This is a genomic window from Tenacibaculum skagerrakense, assembly GCF_004345825.1.
In the GTDB taxonomy this organism is placed as follows: domain Bacteria; phylum Bacteroidota; class Bacteroidia; order Flavobacteriales; family Flavobacteriaceae; genus Polaribacter; species Polaribacter skagerrakensis.
In genome coordinates this window covers 66,523-92,459 of the sequence record NZ_SLXM01000002.1, presented here as the reverse complement: position 1 = coordinate 92,459, position 25,937 = coordinate 66,523, and the positions used below count along the sequence as shown (strand labels likewise).

Annotated in this window: 29 protein-coding genes, 2 tRNA genes and 1 riboswitch; of the genes, 8 read left to right on the top strand and 23 right to left on the bottom strand. The window is 31.2% G+C overall.

Annotated elements, in window-relative coordinates; all coding sequences use genetic code 11:
• The first annotated feature begins 29 nt into the window (after positions 1-29).
• Both EV195_RS04730 and EV195_RS04725 read left to right on the top strand, forming a co-directional pair.
• Complete coding sequence (locus EV195_RS04730; RefSeq protein WP_132793493.1) at positions 30-452, top strand: DUF2141 domain-containing protein; 423 nt, start codon at positions 30-32, stop codon at positions 450-452.
• Between the two features lie 20 nt (positions 453-472).
• A complete protein-coding gene (locus EV195_RS04725; protein WP_132793491.1) occupies positions 473-1,096 on the top strand; it encodes a tetratricopeptide repeat protein in 624 nt (207 codons plus the stop codon).
• 37 nt (positions 1,097-1,133) lie between these two features.
• Here EV195_RS04725 and EV195_RS04720 read toward each other — a convergent pair whose 3' ends face one another.
• Positions 1,134-2,630, bottom strand: coding sequence for a DUF389 domain-containing protein (locus EV195_RS04720; RefSeq protein ID WP_243693071.1), 1,497 nt, complete (start codon positions 2,628-2,630; stop codon positions 1,134-1,136).
• 111 nt (positions 2,631-2,741) lie between these two features.
• Here EV195_RS04720 and EV195_RS04715 point away from each other — a divergent pair, with 111 nt between their 5' ends.
• The gene (locus EV195_RS04715) at positions 2,742-3,146 is read left to right on the top strand and encodes a response regulator (protein WP_132793489.1); all 405 of its coding nucleotides are present in this window, start codon (positions 2,742-2,744) and stop codon (positions 3,144-3,146) included.
• Between the two features lie 132 nt (positions 3,147-3,278).
• Positions 3,279-4,481, top strand: coding sequence for a sensor histidine kinase (locus EV195_RS04710; protein ID WP_243693070.1), 1,203 nt, complete (start codon positions 3,279-3,281; stop codon positions 4,479-4,481).
• A 183-nt stretch (positions 4,482-4,664) separates the two neighbouring features.
• Here EV195_RS04710 and EV195_RS04705 read toward each other — a convergent pair.
• From EV195_RS04705 to EV195_RS04690, 4 genes are all read right to left on the bottom strand, one after another.
• Positions 4,665-4,747 (bottom strand) — tRNA-Tyr (locus EV195_RS04705).
• A gap of 44 nt (positions 4,748-4,791) precedes the next feature.
• Positions 4,792-4,864 (bottom strand) — tRNA-Lys (locus EV195_RS04700).
• A gap of 115 nt (positions 4,865-4,979) precedes the next feature.
• Positions 4,980-5,741: an ABC transporter ATP-binding protein gene (locus EV195_RS04695; protein WP_132793487.1), complete on the bottom strand. Its 762-nt coding sequence runs from the start codon at positions 5,739-5,741 to the stop codon at positions 4,980-4,982.
• Between the two features lies 1 nt (position 5,742).
• Positions 5,743-6,483, bottom strand: a complete 741-nt coding sequence (locus tag EV195_RS04690) for an MlaE family ABC transporter permease (RefSeq protein ID WP_132793485.1) — start codon at positions 6,481-6,483, stop codon at positions 5,743-5,745.
• Between the two features lie 144 nt (positions 6,484-6,627).
• Here EV195_RS04690 and pafA point away from each other — a divergent pair, with 144 nt between their 5' ends.
• On the top strand, positions 6,628-8,277 hold the full coding sequence (pafA, locus tag EV195_RS04685) for an alkaline phosphatase PafA (RefSeq protein WP_132793483.1): 1,650 nt from the start codon (positions 6,628-6,630) through the stop codon (positions 8,275-8,277).
• A gap of 45 nt (positions 8,278-8,322) precedes the next feature.
• On the opposite strand, the gene EV195_RS04680 is transcribed toward pafA, so the two are convergent.
• The 6 genes from EV195_RS04680 to ctlX all read right to left on the bottom strand — a co-directional run bounded on the left by EV195_RS04680 (position 8,323) and on the right by ctlX (position 11,852).
• Positions 8,323-8,670 (bottom strand): hypothetical protein, encoded by a 348-nt coding sequence (locus EV195_RS04680; protein WP_132793481.1) that lies wholly within the window; start codon positions 8,668-8,670, stop codon positions 8,323-8,325.
• Between the two features lie 149 nt (positions 8,671-8,819).
• Positions 8,820-9,173 (bottom strand): hypothetical protein, encoded by a 354-nt coding sequence (locus EV195_RS04675; protein ID WP_132793479.1) that lies wholly within the window; start codon positions 9,171-9,173, stop codon positions 8,820-8,822.
• 139 nt (positions 9,174-9,312) lie between these two features.
• The gene (locus tag EV195_RS04670) at positions 9,313-9,621 is read right to left on the bottom strand and encodes a hypothetical protein (RefSeq protein WP_132793477.1); all 309 of its coding nucleotides are present in this window, start codon (positions 9,619-9,621) and stop codon (positions 9,313-9,315) included.
• 222 nt (positions 9,622-9,843) lie between these two features.
• Positions 9,844-10,536: a hypothetical protein gene (locus EV195_RS04665; protein ID WP_132793475.1), complete on the bottom strand. Its 693-nt coding sequence runs from the start codon at positions 10,534-10,536 to the stop codon at positions 9,844-9,846.
• Positions 10,537-10,548: 12 nt separating this feature from the next.
• Positions 10,549-10,746, bottom strand: coding sequence for a hypothetical protein (locus EV195_RS04660; RefSeq protein WP_132793473.1), 198 nt, complete (start codon positions 10,744-10,746; stop codon positions 10,549-10,551).
• Positions 10,747-10,916: 170 nt separating this feature from the next.
• Positions 10,917-11,852: a citrulline utilization hydrolase CtlX gene (gene ctlX, locus EV195_RS04655; protein WP_132793471.1), complete on the bottom strand. Its 936-nt coding sequence runs from the start codon at positions 11,850-11,852 to the stop codon at positions 10,917-10,919.
• Positions 11,853-11,936: 84 nt separating this feature from the next.
• On the opposite strand from ctlX, the gene EV195_RS04650 reads away from it, so the two are divergent.
• Positions 11,937-12,293, top strand: a complete 357-nt coding sequence (locus EV195_RS04650) for a hypothetical protein (RefSeq protein WP_132793963.1) — start codon at positions 11,937-11,939, stop codon at positions 12,291-12,293.
• Between the two features lie 10 nt (positions 12,294-12,303).
• Here the strand turns inward: EV195_RS04650 and EV195_RS04645 are convergent, their stop codons facing one another.
• The 9 genes from EV195_RS04645 to thiS form a co-directional block, all read right to left on the bottom strand.
• Positions 12,304-13,359 carry a ThiF family adenylyltransferase gene (locus tag EV195_RS04645; protein WP_132793469.1) on the bottom strand — a complete coding sequence of 352 codons (1,056 nt, stop codon included), beginning with the start codon at positions 13,357-13,359 and terminating at the stop codon, positions 12,304-12,306.
• On the bottom strand, positions 13,356-14,237 hold the full coding sequence (locus tag EV195_RS04640) for an alpha/beta hydrolase (protein WP_132793467.1): 882 nt from the start codon (positions 14,235-14,237) through the stop codon (positions 13,356-13,358). Before EV195_RS04640 ends, EV195_RS04645 begins: the two co-directional genes overlap by 4 nt.
• 11 nt (positions 14,238-14,248) lie before the next feature.
• On the bottom strand, positions 14,249-15,367 hold the full coding sequence (gene thiH / locus EV195_RS04635) for a 2-iminoacetate synthase ThiH (protein ID WP_132793465.1): 1,119 nt from the start codon (positions 15,365-15,367) through the stop codon (positions 14,249-14,251).
• 114 nt (positions 15,368-15,481) lie between these two features.
• Positions 15,482-16,246 carry a thiazole synthase gene (locus EV195_RS04630; protein ID WP_132793464.1) on the bottom strand — a complete coding sequence of 255 codons (765 nt, stop codon included), beginning with the start codon at positions 16,244-16,246 and terminating at the stop codon, positions 15,482-15,484.
• Between the two features lie 10 nt (positions 16,247-16,256).
• Positions 16,257-16,865: a thiamine phosphate synthase gene (locus tag EV195_RS04625; RefSeq protein ID WP_132793462.1), complete on the bottom strand. Its 609-nt coding sequence runs from the start codon at positions 16,863-16,865 to the stop codon at positions 16,257-16,259.
• Between the two features lie 64 nt (positions 16,866-16,929).
• Positions 16,930-17,679 (bottom strand): hydroxymethylpyrimidine/phosphomethylpyrimidine kinase, encoded by a 750-nt coding sequence (locus tag EV195_RS04620; RefSeq protein ID WP_132793460.1) that lies wholly within the window; start codon positions 17,677-17,679, stop codon positions 16,930-16,932.
• A gap of 54 nt (positions 17,680-17,733) precedes the next feature.
• Positions 17,734-18,336 (bottom strand): thiamine phosphate synthase, encoded by a 603-nt coding sequence (locus tag EV195_RS04615; protein WP_132793458.1) that lies wholly within the window; start codon positions 18,334-18,336, stop codon positions 17,734-17,736.
• A gap of 102 nt (positions 18,337-18,438) precedes the next feature.
• Entirely contained in the window at positions 18,439-20,298 is a 1,860-nt protein-coding gene (gene thiC, locus EV195_RS04610) for a phosphomethylpyrimidine synthase ThiC (protein ID WP_132793456.1), read from the bottom strand.
• Positions 20,299-20,399: 101 nt separating this feature from the next.
• On the bottom strand, positions 20,400-20,603 hold the full coding sequence (gene thiS, locus EV195_RS04605) for a sulfur carrier protein ThiS (protein ID WP_132793454.1): 204 nt from the start codon (positions 20,601-20,603) through the stop codon (positions 20,400-20,402).
• 67 nt (positions 20,604-20,670) lie between these two features.
• Positions 20,671-20,765, bottom strand: a riboswitch (TPP riboswitch).
• A 164-nt stretch (positions 20,766-20,929) separates the two neighbouring features.
• On the opposite strand from thiS, the gene EV195_RS04600 reads away from it, so the two are divergent.
• Together EV195_RS04600 and EV195_RS04595 are read left to right on the top strand one after the other, a co-directional pair.
• The gene (locus EV195_RS04600; RefSeq protein ID WP_132793452.1) at positions 20,930-21,550 is read left to right on the top strand and encodes a hypothetical protein; all 621 of its coding nucleotides are present in this window, start codon (positions 20,930-20,932) and stop codon (positions 21,548-21,550) included.
• 42 nt (positions 21,551-21,592) lie between these two features.
• On the top strand, positions 21,593-22,000 hold the full coding sequence (locus EV195_RS04595) for a hypothetical protein (RefSeq protein ID WP_132793450.1): 408 nt from the start codon (positions 21,593-21,595) through the stop codon (positions 21,998-22,000).
• 146 nt (positions 22,001-22,146) lie between these two features.
• Here the strand turns inward: EV195_RS04595 and EV195_RS04590 are convergent, their stop codons facing one another.
• From EV195_RS04590 to eno, 3 genes are all read right to left on the bottom strand, one after another.
• Positions 22,147-23,061, bottom strand: a complete 915-nt coding sequence (locus EV195_RS04590; RefSeq protein WP_132793448.1) for a dimethylarginine dimethylaminohydrolase family protein — start codon at positions 23,059-23,061, stop codon at positions 22,147-22,149.
• 62 nt (positions 23,062-23,123) lie between these two features.
• Positions 23,124-24,410: a citrate synthase gene (locus EV195_RS04585; RefSeq protein ID WP_132793447.1), complete on the bottom strand. Its 1,287-nt coding sequence runs from the start codon at positions 24,408-24,410 to the stop codon at positions 23,124-23,126.
• 202 nt (positions 24,411-24,612) lie between these two features.
• Positions 24,613-25,902 carry a phosphopyruvate hydratase gene (gene eno / locus EV195_RS04580; protein WP_132793445.1) on the bottom strand — a complete coding sequence of 430 codons (1,290 nt, stop codon included), beginning with the start codon at positions 25,900-25,902 and terminating at the stop codon, positions 24,613-24,615.
• Between the last annotated feature and the right edge of the window lie 35 nt (positions 25,903-25,937).

Below are 25,937 nucleotides of genomic sequence, written 5' to 3'. Positions count from 1 at the left end.
GATATTTGAACAAATAAAAAACAAAAATTATGCAACGAATCATTTTATTAGCGGGCTTATTCCTAATCACTTTTGTAAATAAAGTTAGAGCTCAAGAAACTCATACTATTACTATAGAATTTAAAGGAATGGAATCTGACAAGGGGAACTTGTATGTAGCGCTTTATGATAAAGAGACTGATTTTTTAAAAAAATCAATTAAAGGTGAAATTGTAAAAATCACTGACAAGAAAGCTACTGCCGTTTTTGAAAACATTCCAGAAGGAGAATATGCAATCTCTGCATTCCATGATGAAAACGATAACAAAAAAATGGATACTAAAATATTTGGAATCCCAAAAGAACCCATAGGAATGTCAAATGATGCTAAAGGATTTATGGGACCTCCTAAATACAAAGACGCTAAGTTTTCAGTAAAAGGAGATGTTTCGCTAACAATTACAATGAACTAAACAACTAATCATAAAAAATCATGAAAAAAATAATCTTGCTAATAGTAGTATTAATTTCTACAAATAGTGTTGCACAATCGAAATACGAACAAGGAATGGCAAAAGCTTTTGAATTATGGGGTCAACAAAAAACTTCAGAAGCTTGTCAATTATTCGAACGAATCACTAAAGCTGAACCTGAAGAATGGCTACCACCTTATTACGTTGCTACGTTAGAAATTTTAGGAAGCTTTGGAATTAAAGACGAAGCTACTTTAAATAGCAAACTTAAGAAAGCCCAAGAGTTTTTAGACATTGCTAAAAGTTTATCTCCTAACAATCCGGAAATAATAATTAATCAAGCATTGTTGAATACAGCTTACATAGCTTTTGACGGTCAAAAATACGGAATGACCTTATCAGGAAAGAATGCTGCTCTTTATTCAGAAGCTCTTAAAATAGCTCCAGAAAACCCAAGAGTGGTTTTGGGAAAAGCGGAATGGGATATGGGATCTGCTCGCTTCTTTAACCAATCTATTGAACCTTACTGTAAAGATGTAGAAAAGTCAATTGAATTATTTAACAAAGAAGAATTACCTAAATTCTACCCTATGTACGGAAAAGAAAGAGCTCAACAAGTTTTAAAACAATGTAAAAAAAGCTAATAAAAAAGCCCGCAGATATTGCGGGCTTTCGTTTTATTTATTTTTTAAGATAAAGTGTATCTAATTTCATTTCCTTCTGAAGCCATTTTCTTATTTCTTCTTCCTTTTTCAAAAGAGAACTTTCTTTTAAATCTTCGACGTACTTCTTATTAAACAAAACACTCAATTGAGGTAAGGTATCTATTTTTATAAAGTCTTTAGTAGATAACATTTTAGAAAAACGAATTTCTTCAATCTGACTGAATCGTATTTTAGCATCTCTTGCAATCGAACTAAATGGGATAATATTTTTATCAGCCTTTTCGATAGTTATATTTAAACTTGAAATTTGAGATTTCAAATCTTCTATTTCTTTTTGTAAGCCATTGATAACGTAATCTTTTTGATCTAAGTTATTGTAAGCTCTTTCTAAAGATTCAGAAATATCATCTATACTTCTTGATTTATTTCCTAAAACCTCTACATTAAAATCACTTATTCTTTTGTACAACTTTACTTTAGCTTTCAAATTAGTTTCTACAGCCTCAGGTACTTCTCCATTAAATCTTAATAGTATTTTTTTCTCTTTGTTATCTTTTCGCTTTCTCAATAACCATAAATCTTGATTAATCTCTACCTCATCTGCTAAAAATCTTTTATAATCTGCTTCAATAACAGTGTCTTTATAAACATTGATAAATGTTTTTACAGCAGGAACCATTACTAGTAATGCTACAACTGATGCAATTTGTGCAGTTCTTTTTCGTTTTTTAGAATTCACATAACGAATCATTGTAAACCCTAACAACTTTAACACAATAAAAGTAGCAAGCGCAATGAATATAGCATTAATAGTAAACAAATACATTGCCCCTAAAAAGTAATCTATTTTTCCTATTGCTAAACCATAACCCGCAGTACATAATGGCGGCATTAACGCGGTAGCAATAGCAACACCAAAAATTACAGAAGCAATAGTCCCTTTTTTTGTTCGTGCAATAATCAAGGCCAATCCACCAAAAAATGCAATTAATACATCTCTAATATCAGGTTGAACACGACCCAATAATTCTGAAGTTGCTTCTCTTAGAGGAAATAAGAAAAAGAACAAAAACGCAGTTAATAAACTTAACACAATCATCGTTGCTAAGTTGATTAGTGATTTTCTAAGTGTATCAATATCATTAATTGCTAAAGACATACCTACTCCTAAAATTGGTCCCATTAATGGTGAAATTAACATGGCTCCGATTACTACTGCAGTAGAGTTTGCATTTAACCCTATTGATGCTACGAAAATAGAGCAAATTAAAATCCAAGCCGTAGCTCCTTTAAATGGTATATCATTTTTTATCGCTTCAATGGTAGCTTCTTGATCAGTATCATGCCTAAAGTCTAAAAGCTCATTCATGAACGTTTTTATACTCTGAAACAAACCTTTAGCATCTTGTTTAACAGCTTCTTTAGATTTGTCTATTTCTTCATTCTTAATTTCTTCCATATAATAATTTGCTTTTGCATCGAAATATACGAAAAGATCAGTAAAAACGTTCATCTATAGATAATGCCCGTTAATCTAAACACCGCTTCTAATTGTATAATTAAAATATGTTAAGGGGTTATTTTTTATAATTTTCGGCCGGTATTAATTCAGAACGATTAACTTATGGTGAAGAGATTAAACATTTTGTTTATTGATGATGATGAAGTAGAAAGAATGAAGTTTTCTAGAGTTTGCAATAACACTAACTTTAAACCAACAGTAATAGAAGCTGTTAATGGTGAAGATGCACTTTCTAAATTAGAAAATCCTACTTCTGATTTAATCTTTCTTGATTTAAACATGCCAAAAATGAATGGCATTGAGTTTTTAAAAATCCTTAAGGCAGATAAAAGATTAAAATTTATTCCTACAGTTATATTGTCTAGTTCTGATAATTATAATGATTTAAAAACTTGCTATGAATTAGGAATAGCTGGCTATATTTTAAAACCTCTACGTTTCGAAGATTATACCAAAAACATAACCACAATGTTAGATTATTGGACCAATAATGAACTTTTGAATTAATAACATCCAATACTTTTTACTCAAACTATTTTCTACTACATTTACAAAACCCTAAGATATATCCCTAAAGCGTAGAATATTATCTTTTTATTATGATGTATTCATCTCGCTGAAAATTTGATTTTATAAACCGTGATTACGAAGAACATAGAAGTACTAGAAAAAGCATTAGAACGCGAAAAGCAAGCAAGAATCGAAGCTGAGAAGAATCTTGAAGAAAAAACCTCAGAGCTTCTAAAAGCCAACCTTACCCTTCGAAAAGTTATTAACGAAAAAGAAATACAACTTCATAGTTTGTTTCAAACTATAGTAGATCCTTATATACTTATGGATTTGTACGGTAATGTTGTTAAAATGAATGATGCTGCTGCTGATTTTTTTGGTTATGATATTGAAAACGAAGTATTCAATGTTATTTCTTTACTAGTACCCGAAGATGTTCCTTTCGCTAAAAAAACATATTATAGACTCTTAGAAAAAGGGGCAATTAAAAATTACAAAGCGCGAGTTTTTAATAAGAACAAAGAAATAAGGTGGATAGAAATTAGCCCTAGTATTGTATACGATGAAAAAGGAAAACCTACTTTTACTCAAGGTGTTTTAAGAGATATTACGGATAGACTTACCATTCAAAAGGAAAAAGAACTTCTACTAAAAAACTTAAAGAAAAGTAACCAAGAGCTAAACGACTTTGCTCATGTTGTTTCTCATGATTTAAAAGCTCCTTTAAGAAGCATGAATGCATTGGTTAGTTGGCTACAAGAAGATTGTCTAGAACTTTCTGAAGACGAGAGTATAAAAGAAAATTTTGAGTTGCTACTAAAGAAGATTGATAAGATGGACCATCTTATCAATGGTATTCTTAAATATGCTAGTATTGATAAAATAGAGCACCCTAAAAAGGATATTGATTTACAAGAAGTAGTAGATATTATATTAGACACCATTCATATTCCAGAGAATGTCAAAGTAATTATTCCAGAGAAATTACCAATAGCCGAAGGAGATAAGTTTAGACTCCATCAATTATTTCAAAACTTAATTAGCAATGCTGTAAAATATGCTGATAAAGATAATGGTGAAGTTAGTATCACTTACGAAACTAAAAAGGATTTTTGGGAATTTCAAATAAGTGATAATGGTAAAGGAATTCCAAAAAAATACCATAAAAAGGTCTTTGGAATATTTGAAACCTTAGACGATCATCAAAATTCAACAGGAATTGGTCTATCGATTGTGAAAAAAATTATTGACTTATTTGATGGAACTATTTGGGTAAGTTCAATTGAGGGTGAAGGAGCTACTTTCCATTTCACGTTACCTATTCCTAATTAAAAAACTTATACACAAAGTTAATTGCACACTGATAACATACTGTTAGAATTTAAAAAATCAATGATTTTTGAAAAACAGGAATTATTTAAGAAAGTGTGGAAAACAAAAAAACGCCCAACTTACATCATCTGCCTGCCAAACGTCTTTTATATCCCCTAATTAAATTTGTATTTCATTGAAAAGTGGGGAGAGCAGGATTCGAACCTGCGAAGTCGTAAGACAACGGAGTTACAGTCCGTCCCATTTGGCCGCTCTGGAATCTCCCCAATGTTTTCAAAGAAAAAGCCTCTCAAGCGAGAAGCTTTGTTTGTGACCGGGCTGGGGCTCGAACCCAGGACCCTCTCCTTAAAAGGGAGATGCTCTACCAACTGAGCTACCCGGTCTTTTGTTTTGCGAGTGCAAATATAGAAAGGTTATACGTTTTAACCAAATAAATTGACAATATTTTTCACTTTATTTGACTTCAACAAAATAGCTTGCTAAAAATCAGTAATTTAATCACTCATTTAAATACGCTTGCCTTACTTTTTTAAACAAATTAGAAGAATACACAAAGTCAACAACGTCTTTATTATCTGTTTTAAATATTTCTTTACTGCTACCTTCCCAAGCTTTCAATCCATTTTTCAAGAAAACAATCTTATCCCCTATTTCCATTACAGAGTTCATGTCATGTGTATTAATTACCGTTGTAATTTCATACTCTTCAGTAATTTCTTTAATCAGGTTATCAATTAAAATAGAGGTGCTCGGATCTAGACCAGAGTTTGGTTCATCACAAAATAAATACTTTGGATTCATCACAATTGCTCTCGCTATAGCAACCCTTTTTTGCATTCCTCCTGAAAGCTCAGCAGGTAATTTTTTATTAGAATTTTCAAGATTCACTCTTTTTAAAACAAAATTAGCCCTGTCTAACATCTCCTCTTTTGTTTTTTTAGTGAACATTTTTAAAGGAAAGATTACATTTTCTTCAACGTTTAACGAATCAAACAATGCACTTCCTTGGAAAACCATACCTAACTCTTGTCTAAAATCTCTTTTCTCTTCAATATCCATTTCGGTATTGATCTTTCCATTATATTCAATTGTTCCTTTTTCTGGAACATGTAAGCCTAATAGACATTTTAGAAATACTGTTTTTCCAGCACCACTCTGACCGATGATTAAACTTGTTTTTCCAGCTTCAAAAGAAGTTGAAATTCCTTTCAAAACATGAGCTTCACCAAAACTCTTATGTATATCGTTTACTTTAATCATTCTATGTTAATAACATTTGAGTTAAGAAATAATTTGCTATTACAATAACAACAATAGTCCAAACTACAGATTGTGTACTCGCCTTTCCAACACCTAAAGAACCACCTCTTACATAATACCCATGATATGCTGGAACCGTTGCAATAATAAAGGCAAATACAATTGTTTTTACAATTGCATAAAAAATTAAATACGAATTAAAATCATATTGAATACCTTTTATATAATCTGCTTCAAAGAACATACCTGTAGCAATACCAGCAACCCAACCCCCAAATATTCCTAAGAACATTCCTAGAATAATTAAAAAAGGATAAAAAAATATGGTTGCTATTATTTTTGGTAACACCAAATAGTTTAAAGAGTTTACACCCATAATTTCTAAAGCATCTATTTGCTCGGTCACTCGCATACTACCAATACTAGAAGTTATATAAGAACCAACTTTTCCTGCTAATATGATTGAACAAAAAGTTGGCGCAAATTCAAGAATGATTGAACGTTTAGTAGCAAAACCAATTAACATTTTAGGAATTAAAGGATCACTAATATTTAGTGCTGTTTGTAGTGCTATAACACCTCCAATGAAAAATGAAATAAAACTGATAATACCAATTGACTTTATCCCTAACTGTTCTATTTCTCTAAAAAGAGCCTCCCAAAAAACTCGAAATTTTTGAGGTGCTTTAAACACTTGACCAAGCATCATAAAATACTTACCGACATGCTCGATATAATTCATCTTATTTCTTTTTGTTTTGCTAAAGTACTAAAAGAATATTTACTACTGTGCATTGCTTCATAAGATTAAATAATCATTAACAACTGTAGTTTTTTTTCTTTTCGTCTAAAGCTTTTACTTAATTTTGAAGACTAAATTTTCACCATGAAAGCAAGTAGTAAATTATTGTTTATTTTATCAGTTATTTTTTTTAACTGTACTCCTAAATCAAATCAATTAACAGACAAGAATTCAAAACCAAAACTAGTAATTGGTATTGTTGTAGATCAAATGCGATATGACTACCTGTATAGGTTTAACAGTAAATATGGTGAAGGTGGTTTTAAAAGGTTATTAAAAGAGGGGTTTTCTTTGGAGAATGCTCATTATAATTATATTCCAACGTACACTGCTGTTGGGCATACCTCTATTTTTACAGGAACTACACCCGACAATCATGGAATTATAGGAAATCACTGGTATGATAAATATCAAAAGGAAATGATTTATTGCGTAGATGATTCAACTTATAATACTGTTGGAAATAATAGCGATGGAGGAAAAAAATCGCCTAAAAGATTATTTACTACTACTATTACAGACCAATTACAACTTGCTCAAAACAAACAAGGAAAAACTATTGGAATAGGAATTAAAGATCGTTCTGCTATTTTACCTGCTGGTCATACAGCCAATGCTGCTTATTGGTTTGATGGAGGAAGTATTGGTAATTGGATTAGTTCTTCTTTTTATATGGACTCTCTACCAAACTGGGTTACTAAATTTAACAACCTTAAAAAACCAGACGAGTATTTAAGTAAACCATGGAAAACTTTGTATGATATTAACACATATACTGAAAGTATTGCTGATGATAATGACTATGAAAAGTTGTTTGAAGGAGAAAACAAACCAATTTTTCCTCATGATATTCCTGGGTTAAGAAGTAAAAACAATAATTATAGTATTATTAAAGAAATTCCTGCGGGAAATTCTTTAACAACCGATTTTGCTATTGCAGCTATTGAAAATGAAAAACTAGGACAAGGTGAATATATTGATTTTTTAACATTAAGTTATTCATCTACTGATTATGTTGGTCATAGATTTGGTGTAGATTCAAAAGAAATTGAAGATACTTACTTAAGGCTTGACAAAGACTTAGAACGACTTTTCAATTACTTAGATAAAAATATTGGAAGCAACAGTTACACCTTATTTTTAACAGCAGATCACGCTGCCATTCAAGTACCTGCTTATTTACAGTCAATTAAAATACCTGCTAATTATTTACCTGGGAAAAAACTTACAGATTTTATAATTGACATTACAAAGGAAAAATACAAAACTGATAAATTGATTGAAAACGTCTCTAATTTCCAAGTATTTTTAAATAAAGAAGAAATTAAGAACAAAAAGCTTTCAGTTGATGAAGTTTCAAGTTTTATTGTGGAGGAAATCATTAATTTTAAAGGAATTTACAAAGCCGTAACTGCTAAAACTATGCAAACCAGTTATTTCGAGTACGGTATATTAAGTTCGTTGCAAAAAGGATATAATCAAAAGCTTTCGGGAGACATTTTATTAATCCCTGAACCTTCAACTATTATTTATCCCAAAAAAGGTTCTACGCATGGTTCTGGATATTCTTATGATACACATATTCCTATGATTTTCTATGGTAATAGTATTCGTAAAGGTTCATCAGCCAAAAAATATGAAATCATTGATATAGCTCCAACTATTGCCAATATGCTAAAAATAGAGTTTCCTAATGCTACTACTGGAAAAGTAATTGATGAAGTTTTAAAGTAAGAATAGAAATTATATAAAAAAAGAGCGAATTTTATCGCTCTTTTTTTATTGTATTTTATTTCTATCCAATTCTATTTTTTGATCATCACAACTGCCTTCTCTATAACATTTACCTGCTGGTTGGTTCCTTTTATTCCTAAATCGTAAGCGCTTTTTATTCTTTACCACTTTTAATAGAATCATATTTTTAACAATCTTTTCTATTTGCTTCTTTTGAGAAGGCATTTTCTTTTTTTCTACTTTAGAATGCTGAAGAACTTTAATTTTATTTAAATCGTGTGGGTTATCTTCTATATACTCGACTTTATTTTGAGCAACTACAGTTTGGGCATTAATCTTACTAGAATATATACTTAATAATAATGAAAATAGAAATATAGTAATTGGTTTCATGACTTATAATTTAATGGTTACTACTTTACGTAAACTGCAGTATTTACCTTTAGTAAGTCATAGTACTTTGAAAAACTTTACAAATAAAAAGTTAAAAAAAGTTAAACGAAACAACAACGCATAAAAAAACTGCCTAGGCAGTTTTTAATTTATTCTTTTTTATCAGCATCACAAGGCTTTTTAGCTTCTTTGAAACACTTAGTATCTTCTTTTTTTCTTTTGTTTCTAAACCTTAAAAGCTTCTTTTGCTTAATTAATTTCTCAACTTTCTTTACAGATGTAATTTTATCTTTAGCTTCTTTCTTATCCTTAGTTGAAGCTTTCACATTTATAGTGACTGCATTAGATGGAGCAGTTATTGAGTTTAAATCGTTTATTTCTTTTTTATCTTCTTTGTACTCAATTCCGCTTCCTTTTTTAGCAATTACCTTTTGTGCTGTAATTTGCTGAAAGCCTAAGAATACTGTTAAAAAAGATGCTAATATTGTAAGTCTAGCATTCATAATCTTGGGGGATTTAATTGAATCGTACATCAAAGAAACTAATTATTTGCTGTTTTTATCGGTAAAGTTCGATGAATGGTTTTAATGTATCGATGAATAAACATTTTAGATCTTTTAAACATTAAAAATCAATCGATTACTACTTAGTAACTTTACTTTTATTTTTTTTAGTCTTTCTCAATCTTAACCTCTTCTTTTTAGAGGCTATAGACGAGTTACTTTTTGGGCTAGTATTTTCTTTTATTTTCTTATTTTCTTCAATAACCACTGAAGAAACTACCTTTTTATTTTCTTTTGTTTTCTTAATCTTTACATTCATTATGTAAGGCGAAGACTCTTCAGTAGAAACTACTTTATTTTCGGATTTTTCTTTTGATGAAATTTCTTTTTTAACTGAAGAACTTTGTGCAATAATTTTGCTTGGCAACAATGCTATTATAAGAAGCATTACAATAAATTTAATTTTATTACGCATAACGTTAGATCAAAAGTTTAAACTAAATCTATTTAGATTTTGTCACTTGAAATTCATATTTCTTTGAATTGATATGTTCTGCCGTTCATCTGCTAAATTTGTAAGCTTAACTGAGAGTTTTAAGCCTTTAAAAACTATTCTATAAACAAAAAGGCCTGCCTATAGCAAGCCTTAATTCTGAATGTAACTGACATACTAATTATCTTCAGGGAATAAAATTTTTTCTAAAGCTTCTTTTTCTTTTTTAATTTTTTCCTTTTGTTCTTTAATTCTTTCATCTAACTCATCTAATTTATCTTTCGCCTTTTTGATAACTTCTTCTTTTTTAGATGCCTCTTCATCAGTTATTTTTTTCTCTTTTTTATCTTCTTCTAATTTTTCTTCAGCAACTTTAACTTTATCTCTTCCTCTAACCAAAACTTCTTCACTTGCCTTAATTCTATCTTCTTGCTCTTTAAGTTTGTTCTTAGCTTCTTGAGAACGTAATCTACCAAATTCCTTTCCGCTCATGTCTCCTTTATTTCTTCCATAAGCATTTCCTTTTCCTTTAAACTCTTTTTTATCCTTTACTTCCTTATCTTTTTTTTCTTCACCATCATCTTCTTTATCATCGTCATCTTCTCCTTTAGTTTTATCCTTTCCCTTTTGCTTCATTTCCTCTGCTTTTTCCTTGCCTTTTCCTTTTATTTCATCCGCTTTATCTTTACCTTTTTCCTTTACATCCTCTAACTCTTCTTCTGCAACATCCTTAGTTTTTTCTTTACCTTTTTTCGCAGCTTTCTCAGCCTTTTTTTCTAAACCTTTTCCTTTACCTTGAGCCTGAACTCCTTGTACACTCAAAAAAGCTACTAATAAAAGTAGCGAACATAAAAATTTAAAATTTCTCATTTCTTCTAGTTTTTAAATATTATCTAATTCTTTTAATTCTTCTTCTACTTCTTTAGTAGAATTTTCTAATTTTTCGATATCTTTTTCAACATCTGCTTGGATAGAATCTATTTTTTGGATTGCTTCTTCGGTTTTTTTATCATCTTTTTTCTTGTCTGTACAAGCAATAACAAACATTACTCCCATACATAAAATCAATAGTTTTTTCATTTAAAAAGTTTTTTAGTTAATGAATAAGACACTATAACAGTTAAAAAGTCACTTTTATAGCACATTAAAACACAATAGTTTGTAATAGATAACGAATTTTCTTTAAGAAAATTTTAACATATTAAAAAGAAGTCAAAAAAAATCCGTCAAATGACGGATTCAATTAAATTTTATTCTTTAGGAAGAAAAACCTCTGCCATCATACATCTGGCACTTCCTCCTCCACATCCTTCGATAACATCTAAAGAGCTAGATATTATTTTACAATGCTTCTCTATTTTATTGATTTGATCTTTTGTTAAGCAATCATAAGCTGCTTGACTCATTACAAGGAATCGTTCGTCATTAGCACCTCTAACTTGTAACATATTTCCTGCAAAATTATTAACCTGAGCTTCAGTAATATCAATTACCTCTTTTCCGTCTTCTTTTAAATTACTAACAACATGCTTTCGTTCTTTTTTATCATCAATAGAAGCTAAACAAATTACGGCAAATGTTTCTGCTAAGCACATCATAACATTTGTATGATAAATTGCTTTTCGCTCTCCATTTACAGTTTGATTTGCTGTAAAAACAACTGGTGTGTACTCAAAATCTTCACAAAACTCAATGAATAACTCTTCATCAGCTCTAGGAGACAATGCACAATAAGCCTTTCTATTTTCTCTATCTAACAATAAGCTTCCAGTTCCTTCTAAAAAAATATTTTCTTCTTCAGCAGCAGTATAATCAACTACTTCATTAATAATAAATCCTTGCTCTTCAAGAATATCAAAAATATCTTCTCTTCTCTCTAACCTTCTGTTTTCAGCAAACATTGGGTACAATCCAACGGTTCCATTTTCATGGAAAGAAATCCAGTTATTAGGAAATATTGAATCAGGTGTATCGGTTTCGATTGTATCAGAAACTACGATTACATTTACACCAAAACTTCTCAGTTTCTCAACATAATTATCAAACTCTTCTTGAGCTTTAGCATTAACAGTTGCTGGCAATACATTTTCTAAAACTTTTTGATAGTAATTGTTAACAGCTGTTTGTTCATTCATCCTAAAACCGACAGGACGAATCATTAATATCGTGTTCGTTGTTTGTTTCATACGGGCAAAAATACTTATTTTGTCTGTTTGGTAAATGTAAAAAATTCGAAAAAAGAATTATTATTTCTTCAAGTAATTTAAATGATGACAGTAGCAGATTTAGTAGGTGATTTTTCAATAATTGGTTCAAATCAAAATGATAGTGATGTAAATTACAGAGGTGTTTTAACACTTAGTTTGGATGAAGACAATCGAATTATTGCAAAATGGTTAATTCACAACGAACAAGAACAAGTTGGCTCCGGATTTTTTAAAGACAATATTTTAGTTATCAACTTTCAGTATTTAGGAGAAAACTCAGAAATTTTTAATGGTACAGTTGTTTACCGATGTTTAAACAAAGATATTCTTGATGGTTTTTGGTCTGAAGAATATGGTAATCCAAGATTTATAGGTACTGAACGTTGTTTTAGAATTAAAGAAAATAGTGATGTTTCTTAATACTATTATTTTAGTTCAATCCGTTTTTTAAATTGATTAATTCAAAGTTGACTTTTTGCTCCTCTAAAAAGTCAATAGCTTTTTTGCTTCGCATACCTGATTTACAATATACAACTAACGGTTTATCTGAATTAATTTCCGAAAATCGACTAGATAATTGTCCTAAAGGAATATGCTGACCTCCGATATGATGTTGAGTTCTCTCCCAATCTTCACGAACATCTAATAAGTTATATTTTTCAAAACCTTGTTTTAGTTCTTCTAAGGTTATTTCTGTTTTTGCTGGAGTAATTCCACAAAAGAAATCATAATTATCTTCTAGCTTTTGTATATCAGCATTCGAAGTTCGCTTGTAATTTAACATCATTTGACGCATAGAAAGCACATCAAAAATCATCAATCTATTTGCTAAAACCTCACCTATTCCACAGACAATTTTTAGTACTTCATTGGCTTGTAGACTTCCTATGATTCCAGGTAAAACTCCAACAACACCAATTTCAGAACAATTTGGAATTGAACCTGGACTTGGAGGAGTTGGATACAAACATCGGTAACTTGCACTTCCATTAAAATTAAACACACTCAACTGACCTTCAAATTTAAAAATAGAACCATATACTAACGGTTTATTAGTAAGGATAGCTGCATCATTAGACAAATAGCGTGTTTGAAAATTATCACTTCCATCCACAATAATGTCATATTTTTCGAATATCAAAAGAGCATTCTTTATCGTTAGCTTTTGATTGTAAACATTAAACTTTACGAACGGATTTAATCTTGACAATCTTTTTACAGCAGCCTCAGCTTTTGATACTCCTACATCATCAATTGTATATAAAATTTGACGTTGTAAATTACTCTGATCTACTACATCATCATCAATTACTCCAAGAGTTCCAACACCAGCAGCCGTTAAGTATTGTAAAATTGGACAACCTAAGCCTCCAGCTCCAATAACTAGTACTTTAGCTCGTTTAAGTTTTAACTGGCCTTCTTCTCCTATTTTATCTAAAATAAGATGACGATTATATTGTATTTGCTCCTCAGTAGTAAGCATTATTCTCTTATACTATTAATTATTTGGTTTAAAGCTATTTTCGCTTCAGGTAAAATTGGTAACAGCGGAAAAATATGTGGCATTTTTTCGCCATTTATCACCTGAACTTCCACCTCTTCTTTCTTCATTTTATTAGCACCAATTTTAGCATCTGGACACATAATATCATACTCACCAATGTAAATATCTGTTTTTGGAAATCCTTTGAAACTTCCATATAACGGAGAAATCATTTGATCTTTTAAATCAAGTGTTCCTGCTGCAAGCTCTTTCGCAGATAATGCTCCCTTTATTCCTAACATTGGATCTTTCGATTCGATTACTTTGATATCCTTATTTGTCAAGCTTGCATCGAAAACCGGCGTAATTAAAACTAACTTACCAGGTATTTCCTTTTTCTTTTGAATGAGACGTTGTGTAAGAGACATTATTAGATTTCCCCCAACAGAATCACCAATTAAAATAGTGTTTTCCGGTAAAACCGTAGTTTGAACAGCAAACTCGAATACTGAATCTATATTATCACAAATCTGTTCTATTGTGAATTCTGGCGCTTTAGGATAATCTAATAACCAAACATCTTTTCCTGAGTGTTTCACTATTTTCTCTACTGCCTTCCAATGATGTTCAGCTGGCCCAGAAACAAATGCTCCTCCATGAATAAAAATAACTAACTCCTTAGATTTTTCACTTTTATTTTCAATTTTATAAATTTTAGTTTCATCTACAGTTAGCTCTCCAACGGTGAACTTTTTATAGAAACTTTTTGGTGGTTTTTTTAGATCGGATTTTCTTAGCTTTTTATAATTAATAGGAGATTCAGAGAATATTTTTTTTATTCCCATGATTCTTAAAATGAAAAATGTAAGCTTTCTTAACATATAAATCAAATTTAACTAAAATGTTCCCAATCTTTCCAAACAACTTCTAAACCTTGATTTTTTAACATTTCGGCTACTTCCTCTGTACTTCGTTCATCTGAAATTTGGAATTGCTCTAGTGATTGTGGCTCTACGGTATATCCTCCGGGATTGGTTTTAGATTCTGCACTAATTGATGTGATACCTAATTGTACAATATGGTTTCTAAACACTTCACTTTCTCTTGTCGAAATAGATAATTCTACATCTTCATCAAACATTCGGTAAGCACAAATCAATTGAACTAAATCTGAATCTGTCATTTCTACTTTTGGCTCTAAACCACCAGAATGTGGACGTAATCTTGGAAAAGATATTGAGTACTTCGTTTTCCAGTATGTCTTTTGTAGATATTTTAAATGTAAAGCTGTAAAAAAACTATCAGCTCTCCAATCTTCCAAACCAAACAAGGCTCCTAATCCAATTTTGTGAACTCCTGCTTTGCCCAATCTATCCGGAGTTTCCAAACGATAATCAAAATTTGACTTTTTACCTTTTGGGTGGTGTTTTTTGTATTCTTCTTTATGATAAGTTTCTTGATATACTAAAACAGCATACAATCCATTATCTTTTAATAATTCATACTCATTTTGATCTAATGGTTGAACCTCAATAGTAATGTTTGCAAAATGTGATTTAATCAACTGAATAGCATTATTGATATAATCAACTCCAACAGTTTTGTTTGCCTCTCCAGTAACTAATAAAATATGATCATAACCTTTCTTTTTTAGAAACTCGACTTCTTTTAAAATTTCATCATCGGTTAGTGTTCTTCTAGGAATTTTATTTGTGAAGCTAAATCCGCAATACGTACAAATATTCTGACATTCGTTACTCAAGTACATTGGCGCATACATTTGAATTGTATTACCAAACCTCTTCTTTGTTACTTGATTACTAATCTGAGCCATTTCTTCTAAATACGGTTTTGCTGCTGGAGAAATTAGTGCTTTAAAATCTTCAAAATCTCGCTTTTCTGAAGCTATTGCACGCTTAACGTCAAGAGTTGTTTTGGACAAAATACTTTGTAAAACCTCATCCCATTTGTATTGCTCAAATATATTTTTGAAGCTACTGTTTATCGACATCTGTTATTATTTTGAATATGTCATTGCGAATAAAATGAAGTAATCTATCAATTTGAAAAGATTACCTCGTCTTGTATAAAATGGTTTTAATACAATCCTCGTAATGACGGCTACCTAATTTAAAAAGGAAGTTAATGGACTACTTGCTTCAGCATTTCTCTTTATAGGAGCTAATTTCGCTTCATAAGCAATTCTACCAGCTTCCACTGCCATTTTAAAAGCTTTCGCCATTGCTATTGGATTTTGTGAAACAGCGATTGCAGTATTGACTAAAACTGCATCGGCACCTAGTTCAATAGCATGTGCAGCATGAGAAGGAGCACCGATTCCTGCATCAACAATTACTGGAACATTCGATTGTTCGATAATAATTTCTAGAAACTCTAATGTTTTTAAACCTTTATTACTTCCAATTGGAGCTCCTAATGGCATTACACATTGCGTTCCTACTTCTTCAAGTCTTTTACACAATACTGGATCTGCATGAATATATGGCATCACAACAAAACCTTTCTTTACTAATTCCTCCGCTGCTTTCAGTGTTTCAATAGGATCGGGTAATAAGTACTTTGGATCAGGGTGAATTTCTAATTTCACCCAATTTGTTTCTAATGCTTGTCTTGAAAGTTCGGCTGCAAAAACTGCTTCTTTGGCATTTCTAACTCCAGAAGTATTTGGGAGTAAATTTATTCGATCATGATTTAAATGTGATAATATATCATCATCTTCATTTTCTACATCTACTCTTTTTAAAGCAACAGTTACTAATTCACTTTCGCTTTCTAATATAGCATCTCGCATTAATTCAGAAGAACTAAACTTTCCTGTCCCTGTAAATAAACGTGATGTAAATGTTTTATCTGCTATTTGTAAACTCATAGTATTCGTTTTAACTAGCTATTAATTCTTTAATTTCTTTCACCGGTTTATTCGATAAAATTCCAGAAACGGCAATTCCATGAACTCCAGTTGTATATAACTCTTGAAAATCATTCATTGTAATTCCTCCAATTGCATAAACAGGTAATTCAATTCCTTCCTTTCGTAATTGAGAAATAATCTGTTGATATCCTTCTAACCCTAAAATTGGACTTAATTTTTTCTTTGTGTTTGTAAATCTAAAAGGACCTAAACCAATATAGTTTACCTTCTGAGTAGCTAAGAACCTACAATCTTCAAGCGTGTTTGCGGTTCCGCCAATTATCGTTTCTTCACTTAAAATAGCTCTAGCATCCAAAGGTTTCATATCTTCTTTCCCAATATGAAGACCATAAGAGTTGATTGTTTTTGCTACTTCAACATTATCATTTATTATCAATTGTGCATTATTCGAATCACATATTTTTTTTGCCTCAACGGCTGTTTCAAGAAATATTTTTTGCGCTACATTTTTCATTCGTAATTGAATAAGCTTTACACCAGATTCAACTACATTTTTAATATTCTCTAAGTGCTCTTTAGGAGAATTTCCTTGAGATATATAATAGATATTATTCATTTACTTTATTTCTGTTTACTAATGAGTTCTCGGCTGCGCTCGAACTGACATTGTGATTTATCTTTTAAAAATGATACCCTAATTTTGTTTTATTTGAACTCAATACTTTTTCCACATAACGTTTTCCTTTAAAACAGGATTTCAATAAAGGATATTTTAATGCGATATAACTTGCGATTGCAGAAGATAACACACAGCCACTTCCATGTTTTTCATGATACTTTCCTTTCTTTGGATTGAACGAAAATTTATTACCTCCTTTTGAATACAAGTAATCTACTGCCAATCTTTCTGAGTTATGTCCGCCTTTTAAGAATACATTTGTTTTAGATTGTATGTGAGATAGTGTTTCTTCAACTGATTTATTCGGATATAAACTTTGAATCTCACTATAATTTGGCGTCAATAAATAAATCTTCGACAAAACCTCTTCAAAATCGGCTTCTGTGAAATCTTTGTGAAAAGTATATCCTGAAGAAGCTTTTAAAACAGGATCTAAAACTATTTTAGCAGTAGGATTAAAACTCAAAACATAATCGATAATCTCTAATAAGATTTTCCAGTTTTCTACAATTCCAATCTTCACCACATCTATGTTAAATCGATCAAAAAGAATTTTAATCTGTTCTTTTATTGTGAATATTGAAGTCCAATAACAGTCTTTAAACTCAACATCATTCTGAATGGTAGTAGCTGTACAAACAGATACACCATAACATTTTAGATTTTCAAAGGTTTTTATATCAGCTGTTAAACCTGCTCCACTAGAAGGATCTAATCCTGCGATTGTGAGTATGTAAGTACGCTTTTTCATTTTTACTATAGTCATTACGAATGAAATGAAATAATCTTTTAACACAAAAACAGATTACTTCGTCGTTTCCTCCCCGTAATGACGCTTTATTTCTTTAAAACTTTCTATTGGGTTTTCTGTATTCCATACCCCACCTAAAACACCAATTCCGTAGTATCCTAATTTTAACACGTCTGGAATTGTTGTTTCGTTTACTCCTCCCATTCCAATAATTTTCTTCTGAATATGATTTACATCAAAACCTTTTCCCTCATATCCTTTTTTTGAGATTGAAGAAAAAACTGGACTCAACAAATGATAATCGAAATCAATTTTACTTGAATTTAAAACTTCAGGATCATGAAACGAACTGCTTACTTTAAATCCTTTACTCTTGTAAGAATCAGTATAACTTTTAAGATTATCTTCAAGATCGATTCTAGGTTGTTCTTGAAGGTGAATCCCTTTTAAATTAAATTCTTTACACAGCTCATGATTTTCATGAATCATAATTCGACTATAAAATTCGGACTTTATTTCTTTTAATAAAGCTCTGTATTGTTCTATATCAAAAGAAGGCTTTCTTAAATGCAACACTTCTAAACCTTTTGAAAAAAGTTGATTTAAAAGCGTTACTTCATTTTCTAATTCTTGTTCGGATGTGATTACTAGTAGCATATTCGATTATTAGTTATGAATTTTAAATTATGAATTATTAAGTTTCCTTGGGCTTCTTATAGACTTTAAAGTTATAGTTTCATCATTACCAATTCGCAATTCTTATAAATAAACTTCAGAGCCTTTTTGTTTAAACTCTTCGGACTTTTCTTTCATTCCTTCCTCAAAAACGTTCCCTTCTTCCATCTCTTTCTTTGCTGCGTAATCTCTTACTTCTTGTGTAATTTTCATAGAGCAAAACTTTGGTCCACACATAGAGCAGAAATGCGCAATTTTAGCTCCCTCTGCTGGTAATGTTTCATCGTGATATTCTCGTGCTAATTCTGGATCTAAACTTAGATTAAACTGGTCTTCCCAACGGAATTCAAAACGAGCTTTACTTAATGCATCATCTCTATGTTGCGCTCCTGGATGTCCTTTTGCTAAATCGGCGGCATGAGCTGCTAACTTATACGTTACTACTCCAGTTCTTACATCATCTTTATTTGGTAAACCTAAATGCTCTTTTGGTGTAACATAACACAACATTGCTGTTCCGTACCATCCAATCATTGCAGCACCAATTCCAGAAGTAATATGATCATAACCTGGAGCAATATCAGTAGTTAAAGGTCCTAATGTATAAAACGGAGCTTCTCCACAAGCTTCCAATTGTTTATCCATATTTGCTTTAATCATATGCATTGGAACATGTCCTGGTCCTTCAATAAAACATTGAACTTCGTGTTTCCATGCTATTTTTGTTAATTCTCCTAAAGTTTCTAACTCTGCGAATTGTGCTTGGTCATTTGCATCTGCAATACAACCTGGACGTAATCCATCTCCTAAAGAAAATGCTACATCATATACTTTCATAATTTCACAAATTTCCTCAAAATGTGTATATAAGAAACTTTCTTTATGATGCGCTAAACACCATTTTGCCATAATTGAACCTCCTCTTGATACAATTCCAGTGATACGTTTTGCTGTCATCGGAACATAAGCCAAACGAACTCCAGCGTGAATGGTAAAATAATCTACTCCTTGTTCAGCTTGCTCAATTAACGTATCTCTGAATATTTCCCAAGTTAAATCTTCTGCAACTCCGTTTACTTTTTCTAACGCTTGATAAATAGGGACCGTTCCAACTGGAACTGGAGAATTACGGATAATCCACTCACGAGTTTCGTGAATATTCTTCCCTGTAGATAAATCCATAATATTATCGGCTCCCCAACGACAAGCCCAAACAGCTTTTTCAACTTCTTCTTCTATTGAAGATGTTGTAGCTGAATTACCAATATTGGCATTAATTTTCACCAAAAAATTTCTACCTAAAATCATAGGTTCAGCTTCTGGGTGATTAATATTTGAAGGAATTACCGCTCGACCTCTAGCTACTTCTTCTCTTACAAACTCTGGAGTAATTTTCTCTGGAATACTTGCTCCAAAATCTTGACCTGGATGTTGCTTTGATAATCGTGTCATTTCATCGATACGTTGATTTTCGCGAATGGCAACATACTCCATTTCTGGAGTGATGATTCCCTTTTTTGCGTAATGCAGTTGAGTTACATTTTTACCTTTTTTCGCTCTGTAAGGTTTATTCAAGTGATTAAAACGTAAATGATTTAAACTTTCGTCATTTAGTCTCTCATTACAATATTCAGAACTAAATTGTTCTAATTGCTCTACATTTCCTCTGTCTAAAATCCATTGTTCTCGAATACGTTCTAATCCATTATGAATATTTATTTCCTTACTCGGATCAGTATAAGGACCAGAGGTGTCATAAACTGTAACTGATTCGTTAGGAGTTCGTTTTTTAGTCATTGAATCTACAGTATCATTCAATGTAATTTCACGCATTGCCACATTAATTTGTGGGTGCAACTTTCCTTGAACGTAAATTTTCTTTGAACTTGGAAAAGGTTTTCTTGTAATTCCGTCTTGTTTAGGTGCGGTATCTTTTTTTTTCATTTTACTAAAGGTTCGTATATAAAATGGTTCTACGCAAGACTATACTTACGTATTTATATTATTTAATTTTTGAAATAAGTTTGGATTGAAGACTAAATGATTTACCCTCCTTGTGTAGATTTAATAATCAAGATATTGTCTTGATCCATTACTTCCCGTTGTTTCCAATTTGGTTTACTTACAACATCATTATTAACAGCAACTGCAATTCCATTAGTTTGAATATTGAGCTTTTCTATTAGTTGATAAACTGTAAGATTTTCTGTAAAAGTTTGTTTTTTGTCGTTTACTTGTATTGTTATCATTTTAAATAAAATTTTAAGTAAACTTTAGAAGAATATGTATAAACATTATGTACTACATTGTACAAAACATTTAAAAATGACTTTTCCCTACGTTGGTATTAACCAAATCAGGTTCTAAGGATATTTCTCAAACTAGTTATCTAGCTACTCCTAAAGTTTTATATAATCAAAGATAAGGGTTTATTTTATCAATTGCACTATAATTACCCTCCTGATGTTGATAAAAACGCTCGTGTCTTGTTTTATTGCTTCCAATACATTTGAAAATTACTTAGCTATGAATTTTATAACTTTATAATCGACAATATTCTAAATACCTAAAAAAAATGGATTATATAAAACTGAATCTTATTAACAAATCAAATGACACTAACAATAGTAACATTGTAATCTTTCAAAAGAATGTAGCATCTGATTACGATGAAACCGCCGTTGCCTGGAAAGTCATAAAAAATTTTGATAAATTAGATAATCATAGTTTTATGTTTCCTGTGGATTTCGAAATATCAGTTAGTGATTCTTATGGTAACTATACTAACTTCAATAAGGCTACTAATGGTCAAACTTTTGGTGTAACAAAAGATTATTCTGGAGATGTTTTGAATTTGCTATCTGAACCTACTAAGGATAAAAACCAAGTAGAAATCCAAAACAATCTCACATCAGGTGCTGTAAATGCAAATTGTTATAAAGATGGAAAGCTCTTAGCTGTTAAAACTGGAATATCACCAGGTCAAAAAGCTTTTTTTGAATTTCATCCTAGGATTTATATCGGTTTGATTTCTCAAATTGAAGAAGGAGACATTATAAACTCAGCAATACTATCAGAAATAAATACAGTAATCAATTTATTTGGTATATCTGGTGCAGATATTGTAATGACCGGAGGAGGAAGCGGAAAAAAAAGTTCTTCATTCAATTTTGTATTGGAGAATATTAATCAATAATCCTTTTAAATAAAAAAGTTAAGCCTAAAAATAAAAACTATAATGACCAATACAATTACAAATTATTGGTGTTCTGGAGACTGGAGAAGAGTTAACAACAACAAACCTCCATACAATGGAATTAAAATTAAAGCCACAGCAAACTATAAAAATAATAAGTTAGATAATATTATTGCCGTTGTAACCGATTTCACCAAAGACCCTAATGGTGTTCCTAGTACAGTAGAATTATCTGAAATTAATGAGTGGGCTGCTATTCTTATACCCGAAAAAAACGGTCAACCAAATACTGATTTTACAGTGATGGGAACACATGGTAGTTTCGGTATGTTAAAACTAGACAGAATGAGTAATGGTATACTCTTAAGAGTTGCTTTTAGATACGGGATTAATAATTTTCGTGAAGAGCTCGGATTTATAATGCAGTTTAATGAAACTATAGAGATGTAAACACTATTTTCTAACATTCTAAAATTGTTTATCTCTTAAAAAACATTATAAAAAAACATCCTCTAATTACTATATCTTAGAGGATGTTTAATTTTTTTAAATTATTTGCGAGGCCTGAGACCAATCTTTGCGTTATTTTTCAACTTTTAATCTCTTATTAATGGTAGTGTAGAACAACGAAGTAAACCTTCTTGTTTTGCTATTTCAGCATATGGAACTTCTTCTACGGTAAAACCTTTTTCTCGAAGCCATGTATTTAATCTAGTGAAGTTTTTTTCAGAAATAATAACCTCCTCTGAAATAGAAAATACATTGCTATTCATATTGTACATTTCTTCTTTAGAAATTTCGAAAATATTTTCTTCTCCAAAAAAGTCAACTAGCCATTGATATTCTTTTTCTATCAGAAAACCATTTTTATGTAAGATAGCCATATTCTTTCCGATAGGTTGAAAGCAGCAATCTAAATGCAGAGCATTTTCTTTAGGATCATCATTAGATTTCCTTAATTCGAAAGCCTTAACTGTTTTTTCTGGAAATAATTCCTGTAAAGCAATAACAGCATCCGTATTGGTTCTTGCTGTAATATAATCTGAATAATCACTTCCAGAATAAGTTCCAACAAAAATATAATCGTTCCAAGGCATAACATCTCCTCCTTCAACATGACATTCTCTAGGTAATTCTATGACATTTTCAGGATTTATTTGATCTACTACATGATGTATAGCGTCATACTCTCTTTTTCTATCTGGTAGTATGTTCGCTTTTATCAATTTATCCTCAATAACAAAAGCTATATCTCTTGAAAAAATTTGATTATAATTTTCTATCACCTCAGGTCTAAAAACCTTAACATCATATTTTTTAAAAATCTCGGCGACAGCTTCCATTTCTATAACCATATCCTCTTCTTTAGGATACGTTCCCGCTATAACATGCTGTCTACTTTTAGGATCGTAACAATCTTCTACTTTTGGTACTGGACCATTACTAGTAGCTATGCCTAGTACTACAGCTCTTAGTCTTGAAGTTTCGTTTTTTACGTTAAGTTGTAACATATATCAAAAAAAATGTCATCCTGATACTGTTTCAGAATGACATTGTATAATTTAAAGTTCGTTTATCTTTTGTTAATATCTACAAAAGGACGGTAATTTTCTCCTGTATATACTTGACGTGGACGACCAATTGGTTCTTTGCGTAAACGCATTTCTCTCCACTGAGCAATCCAACCTGGTAAACGTCCTAAAGCAAACATAACTGTAAACATTTCTACTGGAATTCCCATTGCTCTGTATATAATTCCTGAATAGAAATCAACATTAGGATATAATTTTCTCTTTACGAAATAATCATCATTTAAAGCTTCTTGTTCTAAACCTTTAGCTATATCTAAAATAGGATCATTTACTCCTAAATCATTTAAAACTTCGTCAGCCGCTTTCTTGATAATCTTAGCTCGAGGATCAAAATTCTTATACACCCTATGTCCGAATCCCATTAAACGGAAAGGATCATCTTTATCTTTAGCTTTCGCCATGTATTTTTTTGTATCTCCTCCATCTGCTTTAATAGCTTCTAACATTTCTAATACCGCTTGGTTAGCACCACCGTGTAATGGTCCCCAAAGAGCTGAAATACCAGCAGAAAGCGAAGCAAATAAACCTGCATGAGAAGAACCAACTATTCTTACTGTTGAAGTAGAACAGTTTTGTTCATGATCTGCATGTAAAATTAATAACTTATCTAAAGCATTTACTAAAATAGGATTCTGATCGTAATCTTGATTAGGTTTCTTGAACATCATGTGTAATACATTCTCTACATAACCAAGTTTTCTAGAACCATAATCTAATGGGAATCCTTGCTTTTTACGTAAAGTCCAAGCTACTAAAACAGGGAATTTACCCATAATTTTAACTATCGCTCTATACATATCCTCTTCAGAATCTACGTTTACAGAAGAAGGGTTAAAAGCAGTTAATGCCGATGTTAAAGAAGATAAAACTCCCATTGGGTGAGCGTTTTTAGGGAACGCATCAATGATTTTTTTAATATCATCATCAACAATTGCATTATCTAAGATGTCATTGTAAAATCTATCTAATTGCTCTTTTGTTGGTAATTCACCAAAAATTAATAAATAAGCTACCTCTAAAAAGTCTGCCTTCTCAGCTAACTCTTCGATAGAATATCCTCTATAACGTAAAACTCCTTCTTCACCATTTAGAAACGTAATTGAACTTAGGCAAGAACCAGTATTTTTAAAACCTGGATCTATAGTAGTAACACCACCAGTAGCATCTCTTAACGTTTTAATATCAATTGCAACCTCATTCTCAGTACCCTTTACCAAAGGAAACTCGTATGTATTTTCGCCAATTTGTAGTTTCGCTATTTCTGACATTCTTATATCTGTTTTTTAATAAAATTTAAATGATGCACGAAGATACCATTTTTTAAACCATTTTGAAAATGTTGTCATACAGATTTCTATTAAAAAAATTACAAAAAACTATTACGTTTATTTATGAATATTTGACAGAAAAAGTCTTCCATAAAAAAATCCCGGAATTCCGGGATTTTTACTGTATATCTTGATTGAAGAATTATTTTACTTTAAAAGCATTTTTCTTAGGATAATAACCAATATCTCCTAATTCTTCTTCTATTCTTAAAAGCTGATTATACTTTGCCATACGATCTGATCTAGACGCTGAACCAGTTTTAATTTGCCCTGTGTTTAATGCTACAGCTAAATCTGCAATAGTATTATCTTCAGTTTCACCAGAACGGTGACTCATAACCGAAGTATATCCTGCATTGTGAGCCATATTTACAGCTGAAATTGTTTCTGTAAGTGTACCTATTTGATTCACTTTAATTAAGATAGAATTTGCTGTATTATTTTCAATACCTCTTGACAAACGCTCTACGTTAGTTACAAATAAATCGTCACCTACTAATTGAACTTTATCTCCAATCTTTTCAGTTAAATATTTCCAACCTTCCCAGTCGTTTTCATCCATTCCATCTTCAATAGAAATAATAGGATATTTTTCGGTAAGTTCAGCTAAATAATCAGCTTGCTCTTTACTTGTTCTAACCTTTCCTTTATCTCCTTCGAATTTGGTATAATCATATTTACCATCCACATAGAACTCAGCAGAGGCACAGTCTAAAGCAATCATAATTTCATCACCTAAACTATAACCTGCATTTTTTACTGCTAAAGCAATTGTATCTAATGCATCTTCTGTACCTTCTAAAGTTGGTGCAAAACCACCTTCATCACCTACTGCAGTAGATAAGTTTCTATCGTGTAATACTTTTTTTAGGTTATGGAAAATCTCAGAACCCATTTGCATTGCTTGTGTAAAATTCTCTGCTTTTACAGGCATAACCATAAACTCTTGGAAAGCAATTGGCGCATCTGAATGAGAACCTCCGTTAATGATATTCATCATTGGAACAGGTAACGTATTTGCACTTACTCCACCAACGTATCTATATAAAGGCATTCCTAATTCGTTAGCAGCAGCCTTAGCAACTGCTAAAGAAACTCCTAAAATTGCATTGGCTCCTAACTTAGATTTATTTGGTGTTCCATCCAACTCGATCATCATTTGATCGATTAAATTTTGTTCGAATACAGAAGTTCCTAATAATTCTTGAGCAATGATAGAATTTACATTTTCAACTGCTTTTATAACTCCTTTACCCATATAAGCATCACCTCCGTCACGTAACTCAACAGCTTCATGTTCTCCTGTTGAAGCTCCTGATGGTACAGCAGCTCTACCTAAAATTCCATTTTCTGTTGTAACATCAACTTCTACAGTTGGATTTCCTCTTGAATCAAAAATTTGACGTGCATGGATGTTAATTATAATACTCATCTTTTATTTTTTAATTTGATTGTAGCTAATTTACA

Excerpts from the sequence above, each read along its gene's own strand:
- EV195_RS04590 (WP_132793448.1), bottom strand. The coding sequence starts at position 23,061 with ATGTTACAACTTAACGTAAAAAACGAAACTTCAAGACTAAGAGCTGTA.
- EV195_RS04725 (WP_132793491.1), top strand. The coding sequence starts at position 473 with ATGAAAAAAATAATCTTGCTAATAGTAGTATTAATTTCTACAAATAGT.
- EV195_RS04595 (WP_132793450.1), top strand. The coding sequence starts at position 21,593 with ATGACCAATACAATTACAAATTATTGGTGTTCTGGAGACTGGAGAAGA.
- pafA (WP_132793483.1), top strand. The coding sequence starts at position 6,628 with ATGAAAGCAAGTAGTAAATTATTGTTTATTTTATCAGTTATTTTTTTT.
- EV195_RS04680 (WP_132793481.1), bottom strand. The coding sequence starts at position 8,670 with ATGAAACCAATTACTATATTTCTATTTTCATTATTATTAAGTATATAT.
- EV195_RS04600 (WP_132793452.1), top strand. The coding sequence starts at position 20,930 with ATGGATTATATAAAACTGAATCTTATTAACAAATCAAATGACACTAAC.
- EV195_RS04665 (WP_132793475.1), bottom strand. The coding sequence starts at position 10,536 with ATGAGAAATTTTAAATTTTTATGTTCGCTACTTTTATTAGTAGCTTTT.
- EV195_RS04585 (WP_132793447.1), bottom strand. The coding sequence starts at position 24,410 with ATGTCAGAAATAGCGAAACTACAAATTGGCGAAAATACATACGAGTTT.
- ctlX (WP_132793471.1), bottom strand. The coding sequence starts at position 11,852 with ATGAAACAAACAACGAACACGATATTAATGATTCGTCCTGTCGGTTTT.
- EV195_RS04620 (WP_132793460.1), bottom strand. The coding sequence starts at position 17,679 with ATGAAAAAGCGTACTTACATACTCACAATCGCAGGATTAGATCCTTCT.
- thiC (WP_132793456.1), bottom strand. The coding sequence starts at position 20,298 with ATGAAAAAAAAAGATACCGCACCTAAACAAGACGGAATTACAAGAAAA.
- thiH (WP_132793465.1), bottom strand. The coding sequence starts at position 15,367 with ATGTCGATAAACAGTAGCTTCAAAAATATATTTGAGCAATACAAATGG.
- EV195_RS04615 (WP_132793458.1), bottom strand. The coding sequence starts at position 18,336 with ATGCTACTAGTAATCACATCCGAACAAGAATTAGAAAATGAAGTAACG.
- EV195_RS04660 (WP_132793473.1), bottom strand. The coding sequence starts at position 10,746 with ATGAAAAAACTATTGATTTTATGTATGGGAGTAATGTTTGTTATTGCT.
- EV195_RS04670 (WP_132793477.1), bottom strand. The coding sequence starts at position 9,621 with ATGCTTCTTATAATAGCATTGTTGCCAAGCAAAATTATTGCACAAAGT.
- EV195_RS04650 (WP_132793963.1), top strand. The coding sequence starts at position 11,937 with ATGACAGTAGCAGATTTAGTAGGTGATTTTTCAATAATTGGTTCAAAT.
- EV195_RS04695 (WP_132793487.1), bottom strand. The coding sequence starts at position 5,741 with ATGATTAAAGTAAACGATATACATAAGAGTTTTGGTGAAGCTCATGTT.
- EV195_RS04675 (WP_132793479.1), bottom strand. The coding sequence starts at position 9,173 with ATGAATGCTAGACTTACAATATTAGCATCTTTTTTAACAGTATTCTTA.
- EV195_RS04625 (WP_132793462.1), bottom strand. The coding sequence starts at position 16,865 with ATGAATAATATCTATTATATATCTCAAGGAAATTCTCCTAAAGAGCAC.
- EV195_RS04640 (WP_132793467.1), bottom strand. The coding sequence starts at position 14,237 with ATGTTAAGAAAGCTTACATTTTTCATTTTAAGAATCATGGGAATAAAA.
- EV195_RS04690 (WP_132793485.1), bottom strand. The coding sequence starts at position 6,483 with ATGAATTATATCGAGCATGTCGGTAAGTATTTTATGATGCTTGGTCAA.
- EV195_RS04730 (WP_132793493.1), top strand. The coding sequence starts at position 30 with ATGCAACGAATCATTTTATTAGCGGGCTTATTCCTAATCACTTTTGTA.
- EV195_RS04715 (WP_132793489.1), top strand. The coding sequence starts at position 2,742 with ATGGTGAAGAGATTAAACATTTTGTTTATTGATGATGATGAAGTAGAA.
- EV195_RS04720 (WP_243693071.1), bottom strand. The coding sequence starts at position 2,630 with ATGAACGTTTTTACTGATCTTTTCGTATATTTCGATGCAAAAGCAAAT.
- thiS (WP_132793454.1), bottom strand. The coding sequence starts at position 20,603 with ATGATAACAATACAAGTAAACGACAAAAAACAAACTTTTACAGAAAAT.
- eno (WP_132793445.1), bottom strand. The coding sequence starts at position 25,902 with ATGAGTATTATAATTAACATCCATGCACGTCAAATTTTTGATTCAAGA.
- EV195_RS04630 (WP_132793464.1), bottom strand. The coding sequence starts at position 16,246 with ATGAGTTTACAAATAGCAGATAAAACATTTACATCACGTTTATTTACA.